At 46.7% G+C, this 14,326-nt stretch carries 14 protein-coding genes and 1 pseudogene; 3 read left to right on the top strand and 12 right to left on the bottom strand.

The window, feature by feature from the left end; all coding sequences use genetic code 11:
- Positions 1-9: 9 nt before the first annotated feature.
- Together EPL05_RS22125 and EPL05_RS22120 are read right to left on the bottom strand one after the other, a co-directional pair.
- A complete protein-coding gene (locus EPL05_RS22125; protein ID WP_128536174.1) occupies positions 10-1,020 on the bottom strand; it encodes a dipeptide epimerase in 1,011 nt (336 codons plus the stop codon).
- Positions 1,017-1,562 (bottom strand): hypothetical protein, encoded by a 546-nt coding sequence (locus tag EPL05_RS22120; protein ID WP_128536173.1) that lies wholly within the window; start codon positions 1,560-1,562, stop codon positions 1,017-1,019. Before EPL05_RS22120 ends, EPL05_RS22125 begins: the two co-directional genes overlap by 4 nt.
- Positions 1,563-1,623: 61 nt before the next feature.
- Between EPL05_RS22120 and EPL05_RS22115 the strand changes: the two genes are divergently transcribed.
- Positions 1,624-2,613: a hypothetical protein gene (locus tag EPL05_RS22115; RefSeq protein WP_128536172.1), complete on the top strand. Its 990-nt coding sequence runs from the start codon at positions 1,624-1,626 to the stop codon at positions 2,611-2,613.
- Here the strand turns inward: EPL05_RS22115 and EPL05_RS22110 are convergent.
- From EPL05_RS22110 to EPL05_RS22095, 4 genes are read right to left on the bottom strand one after another with little or no spacing between them, the layout of a single operon-like run.
- Positions 2,610-3,215, bottom strand: coding sequence for a rhomboid family intramembrane serine protease (locus EPL05_RS22110; protein ID WP_128536171.1), 606 nt, complete (start codon positions 3,213-3,215; stop codon positions 2,610-2,612). The genes EPL05_RS22115 and EPL05_RS22110 overlap by 4 nt on opposite strands.
- Complete coding sequence (locus tag EPL05_RS22105; RefSeq protein WP_128536170.1) at positions 3,212-4,954, bottom strand: M14 family zinc carboxypeptidase; 1,743 nt, start codon at positions 4,952-4,954, stop codon at positions 3,212-3,214. The genes EPL05_RS22110 and EPL05_RS22105 overlap by 4 nt, the downstream gene beginning before the upstream one ends.
- 36 nt (positions 4,955-4,990) lie before the next feature.
- Positions 4,991-5,347 carry an MmcQ/YjbR family DNA-binding protein gene (locus EPL05_RS22100; RefSeq protein ID WP_128536169.1) on the bottom strand — a complete coding sequence of 119 codons (357 nt, stop codon included), beginning with the start codon at positions 5,345-5,347 and terminating at the stop codon, positions 4,991-4,993.
- 1 nt (position 5,348) lies between these two features.
- The gene (locus EPL05_RS22095) at positions 5,349-6,068 is read right to left on the bottom strand and encodes a hypothetical protein (RefSeq protein ID WP_128536168.1); all 720 of its coding nucleotides are present in this window, start codon (positions 6,066-6,068) and stop codon (positions 5,349-5,351) included.
- A gap of 73 nt (positions 6,069-6,141) precedes the next feature.
- Here EPL05_RS22095 and pepT point away from each other — a divergent pair, with 73 nt between their 5' ends.
- Entirely contained in the window at positions 6,142-7,407 is a 1,266-nt protein-coding gene (pepT, locus tag EPL05_RS22090) for a peptidase T (protein WP_128536167.1), read from the top strand.
- Positions 7,408-7,509: 102 nt separating this feature from the next.
- On the opposite strand, the gene hflX is transcribed toward pepT, so the two are convergent.
- The 6 genes from hflX to EPL05_RS22060 all read right to left on the bottom strand — a co-directional run bounded on the left by hflX (position 7,510) and on the right by EPL05_RS22060 (position 14,093).
- A complete protein-coding gene (gene hflX / locus EPL05_RS22085) occupies positions 7,510-8,694 on the bottom strand; it encodes a GTPase HflX (protein WP_128536166.1) in 1,185 nt (394 codons plus the stop codon).
- A 233-nt stretch (positions 8,695-8,927) separates the two neighbouring features.
- Entirely contained in the window at positions 8,928-9,710 is a 783-nt protein-coding gene (gene trpC, locus EPL05_RS22080) for an indole-3-glycerol phosphate synthase TrpC (protein WP_128536165.1), read from the bottom strand.
- A gap of 106 nt (positions 9,711-9,816) precedes the next feature.
- The gene (locus tag EPL05_RS22075) at positions 9,817-10,428 is read right to left on the bottom strand and encodes an anthranilate synthase component II (RefSeq protein WP_243837356.1); all 612 of its coding nucleotides are present in this window, start codon (positions 10,426-10,428) and stop codon (positions 9,817-9,819) included.
- Between the two features lie 77 nt (positions 10,429-10,505).
- Positions 10,506-11,915: an anthranilate synthase component I family protein gene (locus EPL05_RS22070; RefSeq protein WP_128536164.1), complete on the bottom strand. Its 1,410-nt coding sequence runs from the start codon at positions 11,913-11,915 to the stop codon at positions 10,506-10,508.
- Positions 11,916-12,125: 210 nt separating this feature from the next.
- Positions 12,126-12,572 carry a cytochrome B gene (locus EPL05_RS22065; protein WP_128536163.1) on the bottom strand — a complete coding sequence of 149 codons (447 nt, stop codon included), beginning with the start codon at positions 12,570-12,572 and terminating at the stop codon, positions 12,126-12,128.
- A gap of 327 nt (positions 12,573-12,899) precedes the next feature.
- Positions 12,900-14,093: an anhydro-N-acetylmuramic acid kinase gene (locus EPL05_RS22060; protein ID WP_128536162.1), complete on the bottom strand. Its 1,194-nt coding sequence runs from the start codon at positions 14,091-14,093 to the stop codon at positions 12,900-12,902.
- Between the two features lie 118 nt (positions 14,094-14,211).
- On the opposite strand from EPL05_RS22060, the pseudogene EPL05_RS24410 reads away from it, so the two are divergent.
- Positions 14,212-14,326: pseudogene (locus EPL05_RS24410) on the top strand (glucosamine-6-phosphate deaminase); the annotation flags it as partial.

Here is a 14,326-nt window from a genome sequence, read left to right as displayed (position 1 = left end):
TAAAGGGGCTTAACCCGCTATCCCCAATCCCGGCGCGTTATTCAGCACCCATTTGCCATCAGTAAACTCCGGCAATTGATAAGGGTTGTTGCTGGTAAGGAACGGCCCATCCAGGTCGGCCCAGTCGCATTGCGGCGCAAGCGACGCGGCGGCGAGGGTAGCGCAACTGGTTTCGGTCATGCAGCCTATCATTACCTTCAAACCAAGTTCGCGGGCCTTATCCAGCATCTGTTTGGCCTCGTACATCCCGGCAGATTTCATCAGTTTAATGTTGATGCCATGGTAAACGCCGTTGGCTTTCTCCACATCGGCCAGGCGCTGTACGGCTTCATCACCAATCAGCGGCAGCGGACTATGCTCAGTAAGCCAGGCATTGCCGTCCACGTCGGTTTTCAGCATGGGCTGTTCTATTAAAACCACGCCCTGCTCTTTTAGCCAGTACACCACGTCGAGGCTTTGCTTGCGATCAGTCCAGCCCTGGTTGGCATCTACAAAAAGCGGCACGTTGGTTACCGAGCGGATGGTTTGGATGATCTCTTTATCGGTATCCCTGCCAAGCTTTACCTTGATGATCTTAAAATCAGCGGCTTCTTTTAGCTTTTGAATAATCACTTCCCTGGTGTCTATCCCAATGGTAAAACTGGTTATGGGCATTTTTGCCGGGTTGGTACCGAGCAATTCCCAGCAGGGTTTACCCTGCAGCTTACCGTCCAGATCGTGCAGGGCAATATCGATGCCCGCTTTGACAGCAGGGTTACCGGGTGCTATACTGTCTAAGTAGCCAACTATCGCTTCAAAATCAAAGGGGTAACTAAACTGTCCGGCATCTACCTTACTTAAAAAGGTGTTGGCGGTTTCGTAACTCTCACCCATGTACGGCACCATAGAGGCTTCGCCGTAGCCAATAATGCCCTCGTGCTCTACCTGTAGCAGCATAACCGGCGTGCTGGTGCGCGAAAACTTGGCAATAGTGAACGTATGCTTTAAGGTTAACTCGAATTGCTGGTAAGTAAGCTTCATTCTTCTGTTTTTATTATTAACTCCCAGTAAATACCCATTTGCCCACGGTTTTCAAAGGCATCGCCGGGGAGCTCTTGGGGGAATTTCTTTCTGGAGATATCTATGGTTTTTACAAACTGGTTAAGGGTAAATAGTTTGTTTTCCACATACGGTAAAAAAACATAATCCCAAACGGCGTAGTGGCTCAGCATCCAGGTAAATTCCAGATCAAACTTACCTTGCTCCATATAGTCGTTCAGGATGCTGTAAGATTCAAATACTGCGGCTTCATCCAGGTCGTCTATTCCGGTGAGCCAATCCGGCTCCACAATGGCTTCCCAATTTATGAATATCAATCGCTTTAACGCTTCAAGCTTTATGTCTTCGTCGCTGCTCTCATGGAACATTTTCAAATATTCCAGATGGATGCTTTTGTAGTTATCCAAAATGAGTTTGTTATCATCCCATCCGCCTTTTGTGGAAACGTTACTATTTAGATTAAACTGCGTGCGTTTATATATCTCGAGTTCGTTATCCGAGAGGCCTAAAAGAGGTAAAGTCATTTTTACTACATAAAACTCAAAGCTAAAATAATACTTCTAAAAGCTGCTTATCTTTGCGGCCATGGCGGTACAAATTTATCACCCTTTCAGCAACTTTAATTTCAGCAACACCAAATGCTTTTTAACCGGCCAGCCCCTCAGCAGCACCGAAGAAAAGATCCAGGTTTTTCCAGCTTGGCTCATGAGCCTGTACAACCTGCAGGACCAGCCGTTTAAACTACTTGATGAAAGCATCGCCACGTACAAAGATCTGAAGATCCCTTGCTCGGCAGTCATTAACGAAACCTATTTAGAGCCGCTGGAAACTGAGATAGCCGAAGCATTTGCCAAGGGTTACGAAGGCGTAAAGGCACTTGATGAGCACCGGCTTTTCCTTTGGGTGGCTAAGCTGATGTACGGTATTATTTTTAACGAATTGCAGGCCGGCATAAAAATGCAGCATACGCAGGGCGAGGAGTTTAACATATCGCAATCTATCATCCATAAATTCAGCCATTTACATTTGATGCTGCAGAGCATTAACCTGCCCATACAGTTTGAAGATTTTAAACCCTACAGCCTGTTTTTATTTAAGGTGGATAATAACGAAAAGGAGTTTGGTTACCGCGACGAGATAAACACCCAAACCTTTGCCCTGCGCATAAAAGATTTTGGCCTTGTAATGTGCCTGCAGGATAATGGCGCCAATGGCAGCTACCACCGCGAATTATTTGATAAGATAAAAGATGAAACCCTGCACCCCATCCAGTTCGAGGAGTTTTCGGGACGGGTATTTTACTCCAACTACCTGTTTAACCGCCTGCCCGAGTATGAAGTGATGCCCCTGGGCGAGGATATTTTTATAGAAGCCATGCCCCTGCGCGGTTTTAACAGCAAGCCTTTGTTTGATGAATGGATGAACAAAACCTACGGCCAGGTGCTGGAAAATTTCTGGAAAAACTGGGGCTTTCTGCTGCTGGAGATCATTAAAAATCCAAACCAGCCCATGAGCTTTTTATTTAACCCTGATGGCAGCCCGATAACTGCCGCATCCATAGAACTACCGCGTTAAAACTTCGCTATAAATTCGTTAATTATACCGTGATGCAATATAATGGTTATCAGAATCCCGCTTAAAGCCCCAAATAAGTGGGCATCGTGGTTGATATTGTCCCTCGCGTGTTTTGATGCAAAGTGGCAGTATACGAGGTAAAGGATGCCAAAGATCCATGCCGGGATGCGGAACGGCAGAAACAACAGCCCCATTTGCCCCGTTGGATTAAACAATATGGCGCTAAATATTACCGCGCTTATTGCGCCCGATGCCCCTAAAGTATTATACCAGGAATCGTTCTTGTGTTTTTGGATGGAGGGCAGATCGGCCAGTATCATGGTTGCCAGGTACAATACCCCAAACTGCCAGTGACCCAGCACCGCTTCTAACTGAAAGGCGAAAAAATAGTACGACAACATGTTAAAGAACAGGTGGTTCCAATCGGCATGGATCAATCCGCTGGTGATGATGGTGTACACCCGGTGCCCGCGCGAAACCTCGTACGGGTTCAGGATAAATTTGGCATAGATATTTGGGTTGGAGAACGCCAAAAGCGAAGTGCCCAGCGTTAGTACAAATATAAAGGAAGCCACGGGGGCCAGCGTTAGGTATTCTATCATTTAAGGTCGAGTTTGGTATCAGTTAGCAGCCTGCCTACCGGGTAGCGCAGGTATGTTTTTTCAAAATAGGGCGAATTGCGGTAAACAAAATTCAATTGGGCCGCGGCGCTGTTTGCCATTTTAGGGTCTTTTGTTTTTTCGTCATCCAGCTTTTTGCGCAGCTCCGGGTCTTTTTTTAGCAGGTCGGCGGCAATATCCTCAAACACATAGTCGGAAAAATATTCCTTTTGCCCCAATACCGAATCAAAGAAGTTCCAGGCGAAGAACGAGTCCACGCCCTGTGGCTCCAGCGTTTCTACAATGTAACGGTTAATAGGCTGGTTTACATACACCACGTAATCGCCGGCATAAAATTTAATTTTGCTCTCCACGGGGCTTAGCTTTACACCGGTGTGGATGTAGTGCCCTTCATAAGGGCGCGTGCCGGTTTTATAATCGGCTATGTAATACATCTGCAGGTTTAGCGTGGTGTCATGCGCTAATTGACGCATGGCAACCCGGTTCAGCTTAAACAGATCGATAACCCTGCCCCATGCCTGCGGAATAACGTAGGCAATGGGCTTATCGGCTGTAGCCGAAGCTTTATAGGTATTGAAGAATCTAACGGTTTTGGTGTAGGGTTTATCACGGTCGTAAAACAATCGTTTCAGCCCGCTTACTTCGCTGGTTTTGTAACCGGCTTCGTAGCCCTTAAAGGTGATGGTGTCTATCTTCGTCTCGTCCAAATTCCAGGCAAGCCCGAATGTTTTTTGCCTGCTTACTTCGGCATCTACCTTTTTACGCAGATCGCCAATTACCTTGGCGTCGCGCTGGCAAATGGCTATCAGGTGCTCCATAAAGCTATAAGTTGCGTACAGGCGCTTATCGAAAGGTTTCAGCATGTGCGTCTCCGTCATATAGCTGATCATATTATGCTGGGCGGCAAAGCCGGTAGAGAATCTTGGCGTTTCCATAAAGCTCACGATGCCGCTATCGGGCAGGCCGCTTTCGCCCGCGCCGTAAGGGATCATCTCAAAACCGCTTTTCTTCATGCCCTTGTACAAGTCGGCGGTCATTACCTTAGCGGTATAATCGGCCAGCAGCGGGTTTTGTTTGTCTTTTTGGGTTTCTATCAGCGTCATTACGTACTGGTAATCGGCACCATCGCTTACGTGGTTATCCAGCAATACTTCTGGCTGCCAGGTGTTCAATATCTGCTCGAAAGCCAAGGCGTTGCGGCTATCGGCTTTGATAAAATCGCGGTTCAGATCCAGGTTGCGGTAGTTGCCACGGAAACCATAGGCATCTGGCCCGTTCTGGTTAGCACGCGAGTGCCCCCGGTTCATGTTACCATCAATATTATACACCGCTATGATGCAAATCACCACATCATTGGGCAGCTTTTTGTTTTTTAGCAGGTCGCGTGTAAGCATCATGCTGGCATCAATACCTTCCGGCTCGCCGGGATGGATGCCATTGTTGATGAGCAGCACACGTTTGTTCTGTTTTTTGATGAGCACCGGATCGAATACTTTGCCTTTCGATAAAACCACCAGCGTTAAAGGCTTGCCCACATCCGTCATCCCGTAATTGATGGTGCGCATCTGCGGGTATTGTTTCGCCAGTGTTTGGTAATAGGCAATTACCTCGGCATGGGTTGCAGAGTAGTTTTTATTTTTGCTTAGTTCGAATGGGGTAAGCTGGGCACGTGCCGGTATAAAGCAGAACAGGGCCAGCAGCAGGAACAGGGATCTTTTCATATCGGTACAGCAAATATAAACCAGGCGTTCAACTAATTATTTGGAGGCGGCTATTTCTGCCTGTAACTTTTTTGGGAGACTTTTAAAAACCAATTGGTAAGAATCATCGATCATTTGGCAAAGTTGCTTGCGGGTGAGTGTACCGCTCATGTAAACCGTGTTCCAATGGGCCTTGTTCATGTGGTAGCCGGGTTTCACTTCGGTGTAACGCTCTCTTAGCTCTATGGCACGTTCCGGGTCGCACTTGGCGTTAAAATGGTGTCCGTCTTCCAAACCGGCCAGTAGAAACATTTTTCCGGCGACTTTAAAAACCAGTGTGTCTTCGCCAAAGGGAAAACCCTCTTCAACAGCCGGCAAAGCCAGGCAATAATCGCGTAGTTCTTCAATATTCAAATCAATTCCCCTTTATAGATTTATCGTAAGAATGTTCCGTACCGAAGTTATATTTAAACCCGATGGTTATCTGGCGGTACTGGTCGGGCGAGTTATTTTTAAACTTAGAGGTAGGGTCCTCATAGCCATCCAGGCCTTCGCCAAAGGTTACATTATGCTGGTAGCCAATATCGATACCAAATTTAGGCACGCCGTAGTAATCGAATATCTTAAACTCATAACCAAAACGTAAGGGTACAATAAGGTTTACCGTTTTCTCCTTTCCGGGGAATTGGTAGCTGGGGTCTATCAGGCTAAACCTGTTGGCATTCACATTATTGAACATCGCCCCTACACCAATGCCCAGATAAAAATTCTTCAGGAGATTTAAAAACCCGCTGCGGTAATAATCAATGGCATCCCCTAACTGGTAATCTACGTGCAAAATAAGCGCTTTGTAATTATTCTCGAACCTGCGTGTGTCCTTATCTTCGGCAACGGAATTACCCCCACCCCTTAATTTACCCATCTGAAATTCGAGAACAATTGGCACATAAGGGTTATAGTAATACGTAAAATTGGCGTTGTAGCCAAAGTCGCTATACCCTTTTTTCAGATCGGCAAGCGGATGGATATAGCTGGCCCCAACGCCAAAACCAAAAGAATTGTAATTGTAGCCGCCCTGGGCTTTGGCCGCAAAGGAAGCAAACGTAACTGCTACTAATAGTATGTATTTTTTCAAAATAATTAATTAAGATTATTTACAATTTTGTACCGGCACGGTTCACAAAAATTTTCACTAATATAGGCTTTATATGGATTTTAACACACCGCTAAGTTTCTCCGTTACCGAAAGATTTCTGCGCTACGTAACCATCGATACACAATCGGACCCGGCATCGCCAACCTGCCCCTCAACCGAAAGGCAAAAAGACCTGGGCCGTTTATTAGTAAAAGAACTATTAGCTATAGGCCTTGCCGATGCCCACCTGGACGAATTTGGTTACGTGTACGCCACCATACCAGCCAATACAGACAAGGCTGATGTGCCCGTGATATGCTTTTGCTCGCACATGGATACCGCGCCCGATTGCAGCGGTAAGGACGTTAAACCGCTTGTGCATTTAAATTATACGGGCGCAGATATAGTTTTGCCCGGTGATAATACCCAGGTATTACGCATGGCCGAACACCCCGACCTGAAGAACCAGTTGGGTAACGATATCATCACGGCATCAGGCACAACCCTTTTGGGTGCCGATAATAAAGCCGGTGTTGCCGAAATTATGGATGCCTGCGACCAGCTTATCAATCACCCGGAAATAAAACATGGCGACATCAAAATATTGTTTACGCCAGATGAAGAGATAGGACGCGGGGTAGATAAGGCCGATATAGCCAAGATAGGCGCCTTTGCCTGCTACACCATGGATGGCGAAAGCGCCGGGAACATGGAGAATGAAACATTTTCGGCAGATGGCGCAAGGCTCACCATTAACGGGGTTAGCTCGCACCCGGGATTTGCCAAAGGCAAAATGGAGAGCGCCATCAAAATAGCGGGACTGATCACTGCCGCCCTCCCTTATGAATTATCGCCGGAAGGAACCGAAGGCATGCAAGGCTTTGTACACCCCGTAGACATGGCAGGCCATGTAGAAACCGCTACCATTGATTTTATCATCCGGGACTTTGAGGAAGGATTGCTGGTAAACCACGCAGACGCGATACGGAAAATTACCGAAGAGGTATTGAAAAACTTCCCGAACAGCACTTATACGCTTGACGTAAAACCCCAGTACCGCAACATGAAGAATGTGCTGGCACAGCACCCCCAAATTGTTGATTACGGAATGGAAGCCATCCGCCGTGCCGGTATGGAACCCAAGCTTTGCAGCATCCGCGGCGGTACCGATGGCTCGCGGTTATCTTTTATGGGTTTGCCTACGCCCAACATTTTTGCAGGAGAGCACGCGTTTCATGGGAAACAAGAGTGGGTAAGTGTACAGGATATGCAAAAAGCGGTGGAAACGATATTGCATTTGTGCAGTATTTGGGAAGAGCAGAGGCCCCCAGCCCCCTGAACGAGGAGCAAAATATAAACGCCGAATATCAAAGTTTTTTTTACTTCGACATTCGGCGTTCAGCATTCGATGTTCGATATTTCTTACAGCCCGTGCCGTGCTTTAATACAGTAAATTATCGTACGGGTACCGCTCGGTATGGATCTTCTTAACAGCATCGTACAACATCGTTTTAAACTCTTCCACGTTTTCTTTTTCGGTGGCAGAGATGAATATCGCCGGGGCGTTATTTTTTGCCATCCAGCTGTGATTAAAATCATCCATGGTTAGTGGTGTGTCCTTTATATCGATGTTATGATCGGCGGGATTAAAGGCATCTATCTTGTTGAATACCGTGATGGTTTTTTTATCAACCACTTTCAAATCTTTTAAGGTTTCGTTAACCGTGCGGATCTGGTCTTCAAAAGTAGGGTGCGATACATCCACCACATGGATCAAAATATCGGCCTCGCGCACTTCATCCAGTGTAGATTTAAAGCACTCCACCAAATGGTGAGGCAATTTGCGGATGAACCCAACCGTATCTGATAACAGGAACGGCACATTCTCTATTACCACCTTGCGCACGGTGGTATCCAGTGTTGCAAACAGTTTATTCTCTGCAAACACGTCAGATTTTGCCAGCATATTCATGATGGTAGACTTCCCCACGTTGGTATAACCTACCAAAGCCACGCGTATCAGTTGCTGGCGATTTTTGCGCTGGGTCTCGTTCTGCCGGTCGATCAGTTTAAGGCGCTCTTTTAACAGGGAGATCTTGTTCAGGATCAAACGCCTGTCGGTCTCTATCTGGCTTTCACCCGGGCCGCGCATACCAATACCACCTTTTTGGCGCTCCAAGTGCGTCCACAAGCGGGTCAATCTCGGCAGTAGATATTGCAATTGGGCAAGTTCCACCTGCGTTTTGGCCTGCGCCGTTTGCGCACGACTTGCAAAAATATCAAGGATAAGGTTACTCCTGTCCAATATCTTCACCTGCAGTTCGCGCTCGATGTTGCGCATTTGAGAGGGGGTAAGCTCATCGTCAAAAACAACAATGTCTATCTCTTCGGCAACAACGTATTCTTTTATTTCTTCTAACTTACCGGTGCCTACAAAAGTAGAACGTTCCGGGCGCTGTAATTTTTGGGTAAAAGTCTTCACGGTGAGGCCGCCGGCAGTGGCAACCAAAAACTCCAATTCTTCTAAGTATTCTTTTTCTCGTGCTTCGGTCTCGTTAGGTGTTATTACACCCACCAGCACAACTTTTTCCTGCTTCACAGCAGTATCATAAAATTTCTGTTTCATAAATCAATTATAAAGATACACGGATTTACGCATTTATGCGTATGGCGTATTCGTAAAACAATTTTGGACCGGCTTATAGCTGCCGGCAAAAGGAATACACCGAATAAAACGGTGAATAGGTTGGAGTGTTTGAGAATTACATTTTTTAATAGTAGTAGGACAAAGATAGGGTTTTTGTGTTGAAGAAAAAATCAGACATATCGTTACAATTTGGCCGATAAACACTTAGGCACCTACAACCCCTTCACAAACTCTTCCATCGCCTTGCCCGGGTCTGCCTGTTTCATAAAGTTTTCGCCGATAAGGAAGCCCTGGAAACCAACTTTCTTCAAGTCCTTGATGGTTTGGGTATCACTAATGGCGCTTTCGGAGATCTTCAAAAACTCGTTGGGGATATGATCCACCAAATCGTAAGAGTTTTGTACCGAAACGGTAAAATCAGCCAGGTTGCGGTTGTTTACGCCAATGGCATCCAGATTGGTATCTATGCTGCGTTCCAGCTCTTCCAGGTTATGCACCTCTAAAAGCACGTTTAGCTCCAGGCTTTTAGCAAGGGCGGCAAGATTTTTAATCTCTGCCGGGGTAAGGATGGCTGCTATCAGCAAAATAATATCGGCACCCAGCGCTTTTGCTTCCACTACCTGGTACTCGTCTATCATAAAATCTTTACGAAGCACGGGGATAGTGTTGGCACGGCGGGCACGTTTCAGGTCCATTTTACGTCCGCCGAAAAAGTTGCGGTCGGTGAGTACTGATAGTGCCGAAGCACCTGCGTCAGCGTACTGTTTGGTTACCTCTTTTACCAGTGCTTCATCGTTAATGATCCCCTTTGATGGCGATTTGCGCTTAAACTCCGCGATGATGCCGGTGCGCTCAGGCGCCAATAAAAAATCACGGAACGAGTAGGTTTCCCGGTGGAAATATTCAGATTCCTCCAGTTCAATGTAAGTGGTCTCGCGCTTATCGCGGTCTACTTCCCTTTTTTTATGTGCGACTATTTTATCGAGTATGTTCATGTGCCCCTAACCCCCTGAAGGGGGAATTTAATTGTCCTATTCGTGGCATGTTCGCGAATAGATCCTTCGCTATCGCTCAGGATGACAAATTTAGTTTAATAAATCTTTATCCTTTCAACCAGTTCTCCATCATTTCCTTGCCGTACTCGGTCAGCACCGATTCGGGGTGGAACTGTACGCCGCGCACATCGTAATCTTTATGCCTTAAAGCCATTACGGAATCGTCCGCTTCGTCTATAGCGGTAACCGTCAGTACCTCAGGCAGGTCCTTTTCTACCACCCAGCTATGGTAACGGCCCACCTTAAAGCTTTGGGGCAGGCCTTTAAAAAGCGGCTCGCTTTCGTCGGTTACTTTTATGGGCGTTGCTATGCCGTGCATGGGCTGTGGCAGGTTGTATAACTTGCCGCCAAAAACCTCGGCAATGGCCTGCTGACCAAGGCACACACCAAAAATACTTTTTGTTGGCGCGTACTTTTCAATTACCGGCAGCAGCAAGCCTGCTTCGGACGGTATGCCCGGCCCCGGCGAAAGGATGATGTGGCTGTAGGCGTCCACGTCTTCTATCTTAAACTGGTCGTTCCTCCAAACATCACATTCCAGACCAATTTCATTAACCAAATGCACCAGGTTATAGGTGAACGAATCGTAATTGTCTATGATGAGGATTTTGCCCCCCAGCCCCCTGAAGGGGGAGCTTTTTGAATTGCTATTTGTCATTTTATATCGTAAATCCCTTATCGGGATAGTCTTAATAATTTAATAAACTCCTGTTCCCCCTTCAGGGGGTTAGGGGGCTATAGTTCCGTCGCCAACTCTACCGCTTTTCTTAGCGCGGCTATTTTATTATCTACTTCTTTCAACTCACTTTCGGCAACCGAGCCTGCTACAATGCCAGCGCCTGCCTGGTAATGCAGCGTATTGTTCTTGCTCAAAAATGATCGGATCATGATGGCGTGGTTAAAATCGCCATTAAAGCCAAAATAACCTATCGCGCCGCTGTAAAAACTGCGTTTGCTTTTTTCGTTCGCATCAATGATCTCCATGGCGCGATATTTCGGCGCGCCGCTTAGCGTACCTGCCGGGAAGGTGTCCGCTACAATTTTAAAGGAACTTACGTCCGGTTTTAGCCTGCCGCTTACATGCGATACCAGGTGGATGAGGTGCGAGTAATATTGCACTTCTTTAAAAGCCTTTACGCTTACCTGGTCGCAATGGCGGCTCAGGTCGTTGCGGGCCAAATCAACCAGCATTACGTGCTCAGCAGATTCCTTGGGGTCCGCCTCCAATTGGCGGGCTAACTCGGCATCTTTCTCGTCGTCGCCGCTGCGTTTAAAGGTTCCGGCTATCGGGAAAATGCTTGCTACATTATTTTTAATGGTGATCTGCGCCTCGGGTGATGACCCGAAGATGCGGAAATCGCCAAAATCGAAATAGAATAAGTACGGCGATGGGTTGATAGAACGCAGCGCGCGGTACACGTTAAATTCGTCGCCCAAAAACTTACGCGAGAACGCCCGCGACGGTACTATCTGGAACACATCCCCTCGGTAAATGTGCGTTTTCATTTTCTCCACTATCGCTATAAACTCCTCGTTGGTGAGGTTGGATTGCTCCGCTTCCTTGCTCTCAAAAGTGTACTCGGGGAAGTTTTTATTTTTGATGAGGTATTCCAGTTTTTCCAAACCGTTTGTTTCGGGCTGGCCTTCTACCTGGTTGTGGAAAATGTAAAGTTCGTTCTTAAAGTGATCTACCGCTATGATGTAGCCGTAGATGTGGTACTGCATCACCGGGATCTTGCGGGGGTTATCGGCTGTTTCCTTTAGTTTAATAGTTTCAAAATGCTCCACCGCCTCGTGGGTAAAGTAACCGAACAAGCCGTTAGAAATTATTTTAGTGGTTTGCGCGTCGGTTTCAAAACGGCTTAAAAAGCTGTTGATCTCGTCCGTTAGTTCAAAGGTGCCGGGTGCGCTCACTTCTGTACTGCCATCCGGGAAGCTTTTTTTCAGCTCATCATTATCCAGCACAAAACCGCTGATGGGCATACAGCAGATATAGCTCATGCTGTTTTCGCGGCTGTGGTAATCCGAGCTTTCCAGCAGCAGCGAATTGGGGAAAACATCCCGTAGCCGCAGGTAAATGCTAACCGGCGTGGTGGTATCTGCAAGCAGCTTTTTATGTGTAGTATTTATTTTAAAAGTTGTCATTTTCAATAGTTTGTAAAAAGAAAAAACCCGACGAATTGGGGTCGCCGGGTTTCAATATAGGTTTATATTTGATTAGTAATGCATGTCAAAAACTATCCGGCTGCCAAATTTTAGTTTGGTGCCACCAATAGATATTGTTCAAAGTTTTTTTCATGATCGGGGAGCAAATTTATAAAGAAAATTGAGATTGCAAACTTTTTCTGCTTTTTTTTAATTACTCATGCCAAAAAAAGCGCGTTTGCTCTGCATAATCGCCACAACTACCACTATTAGAGCGAGTGTATAAAAAATAGCGATGGTGCGGTGCTTGCTTTCAGGCAGGGTTTCTTTCTTGGATTTGGAGTGCCCGATGGTGATCAATACGATCGCGAAGATCATCATGCTGATGTGCTCTACCGTCCAGTAACGGGCTTGTGCATCGTGCATAGTACCTTTTGCAAACACGACAAACGGACTGATAAAATACAATACCAGGCCTATCAAAAGCTGCGTATGTGCCGATATCAAGGCAAACAAATTGATTTTGCGGTTGCCTTCGGTGTAGGCCTTTTTGCCAAACCAACCGACCAGCGATTGAAGGATAGCCATCAGGATCAACACCATTGCGATGTGTCTGAACCCGGAGTGCAGCAGGAGGAAGAATTTATATAAAGTCATTGCGGTAAAATTTGGTTCGAATATAAATGTTTTTGGGGGGAATTGGAGGTGGGTTTTTAACCGCAGAGTAAACGGAGGTTTAGCAGAGAGGTGTAGAGATGTTGGGATGTTGAGTATTTAATTTTACGCAAAGGCGCGAAAAATAATTTTTCCTTTTCCGATTGCTTTATCACCGATCTCGCCCAAAACCAGTACGATGATAATTTATGGCATTGCCTTCGGCCCGGGCTTTCCGTTACAACTCCTCATTCCGCCCCGCTGATAGAAGCGGGGGCTCCATTCCGGGGTTTCCACTGCATCCATAATGCAGTTATTCACCACCGAACCTTACCCCGAAAAACTAAATTTCCCCATCAATACCGCCGGGTTGCTGCCGATCGCAATCGGCTCGCCACAGAGGGCTTCGTTGCCTAAAAGGGCAAACAATATAGCCTCTTTGGCATCCGGGTTAATACCCAGTTCGCCAGTATCGGCAATAGTGGCATTGGGTAGCGCCTTGCGAATATGATCAATGACAAAAGGATTTCGCGCCCCGCCTCCGCTGGTGAATAGCTTTAAATCTGCTACGGGAAAATTGGCACCTATGAACCTTGCGATGCTGCGTGCGGTAAAGGCGCTGAGCGTAGCTACCAGATCTGCTTTAGCTATGTTGAGTGTGCGGGTGGCTTGCTGGGCATCGGCAACAAAATCAAGGTTAAACAATTCCGGGCCGGTGGTTTTTGGTAGGTTTTCGTTAAAAAAGGGGTGGTGCAGCAGGGCATCCAGCAGGGTTTCATCTACGGTACCCGAGTAGGCTATCGCCGAATCTTCATCAAAAGGTTTATCAAAATAAGCGCGGCAGGCGGCATCGATCAAGGTATTGCCGGGGCCAATATCAGTACACATTACTTTGCTGTAATCCGCATCGGCTGGTAAATACGTAAGGTTGGCAATGCCGCCAATATTGAGCAGTACGCGGTTCTCGCCGGGTTTGCTGCCTAAAAGCACATCGCCATATAAAGCCAGGGGAGCCCCTTCACCACCGGCCGCAATATGTTTCTGCCGAAAATCGCTGATGGTTAAGATGCCGGTTTTTACGGCGATATGGTCGGCATCGCCTATTTGAAGTGTGGCATTGCCGTAGTTCTCTTGCTGATGCAAGCGTTTTGGCGCATGATAAATAGTTTGCCCGTGGCTGGCGATGAAATCAACATCTGACGGATTAACTTGCCATTCGGCGAGTGCCTGTAGTATCAGTTCGGCATGGAACGTACCTATATAGGCGTTTAGCAAAGTTACCTGCTCCAAACTCACCTGCTTTTTGGCGAACACCTGCTGCACTTCTTTTTTAAAAGATTCTTCATAAGGTATGGTAACGAAGTTGATGAGCTTAAATTTGGTTTGCAATCCGCTGCCACTAAAACGGCACAGGGCAATATCCAAACCATCCAGCGAGGTGCCCGACATGAGTCCGATACCCAACCTTTCCTCTTTTTGGGCGGCGGCAAATAGTTTCTGCAGGTTTTGGTTTAATGCTGGCATGTGTGTAATTTACCTGTTTTAGGCAGTATAGCAAATGTAAATTAAAATGCCCTGTATCTAAATATCCTATATATTTGTTTTAACCCATTGTACACCAATACAACCCTAAACAATTTTTATGGCAAGATTAAATTTACTGGAAGAGACCCGTTACGAGAAGCTGCCGGTGAGCGTATATGCGGACCAGAAGTCGGCATCGCTGGCGGTAGCAGCAAGGATAGCAAAACTCATTA

It is taken from the genome of Mucilaginibacter gilvus, assembly GCF_004054195.1.
Classification (GTDB): Bacteria; Bacteroidota; Bacteroidia; order Sphingobacteriales; family Sphingobacteriaceae; genus Mucilaginibacter; species Mucilaginibacter gilvus.
This window is presented reverse-complemented; position numbering and strand designations above follow the sequence as displayed.

What these genes read in the sequence shown, in the direction of transcription:
- EPL05_RS22105 (WP_128536170.1), bottom strand. Translation starts at nt 4,954, where the DNA reads ATGAAAAGATCCCTGTTCCTGCTGCTGGCCCTGTTCTGCTTTATACCG.
- pepT (WP_128536167.1), top strand. Translation starts at nt 6,142, where the DNA reads ATGGATTTTAACACACCGCTAAGTTTCTCCGTTACCGAAAGATTTCTG.
- hflX (WP_128536166.1), bottom strand. Translation starts at nt 8,694, where the DNA reads ATGAAACAGAAATTTTATGATACTGCTGTGAAGCAGGAAAAAGTTGTG.
- EPL05_RS22075 (WP_243837356.1), bottom strand. Translation starts at nt 10,428, where the DNA reads ATGACAAATAGCAATTCAAAAAGCTCCCCCTTCAGGGGGCTGGGGGGC.
- EPL05_RS22060 (WP_128536162.1), bottom strand. Translation starts at nt 14,093, where the DNA reads ATGCCAGCATTAAACCAAAACCTGCAGAAACTATTTGCCGCCGCCCAA.
- trpC (WP_128536165.1), bottom strand. Translation starts at nt 9,710, where the DNA reads ATGAACATACTCGATAAAATAGTCGCACATAAAAAAAGGGAAGTAGAC.
- EPL05_RS22070 (WP_128536164.1), bottom strand. Translation starts at nt 11,915, where the DNA reads ATGACAACTTTTAAAATAAATACTACACATAAAAAGCTGCTTGCAGAT.
- EPL05_RS22120 (WP_128536173.1), bottom strand. Translation starts at nt 1,562, where the DNA reads ATGACTTTACCTCTTTTAGGCCTCTCGGATAACGAACTCGAGATATAT.
- EPL05_RS22110 (WP_128536171.1), bottom strand. Translation starts at nt 3,215, where the DNA reads ATGATAGAATACCTAACGCTGGCCCCCGTGGCTTCCTTTATATTTGTA.
- EPL05_RS22125 (WP_128536174.1), bottom strand. Translation starts at nt 1,020, where the DNA reads ATGAAGCTTACTTACCAGCAATTCGAGTTAACCTTAAAGCATACGTTC.
- EPL05_RS22065 (WP_128536163.1), bottom strand. Translation starts at nt 12,572, where the DNA reads ATGACTTTATATAAATTCTTCCTCCTGCTGCACTCCGGGTTCAGACAC.
- EPL05_RS22115 (WP_128536172.1), top strand. Translation starts at nt 1,624, where the DNA reads ATGGCGGTACAAATTTATCACCCTTTCAGCAACTTTAATTTCAGCAAC.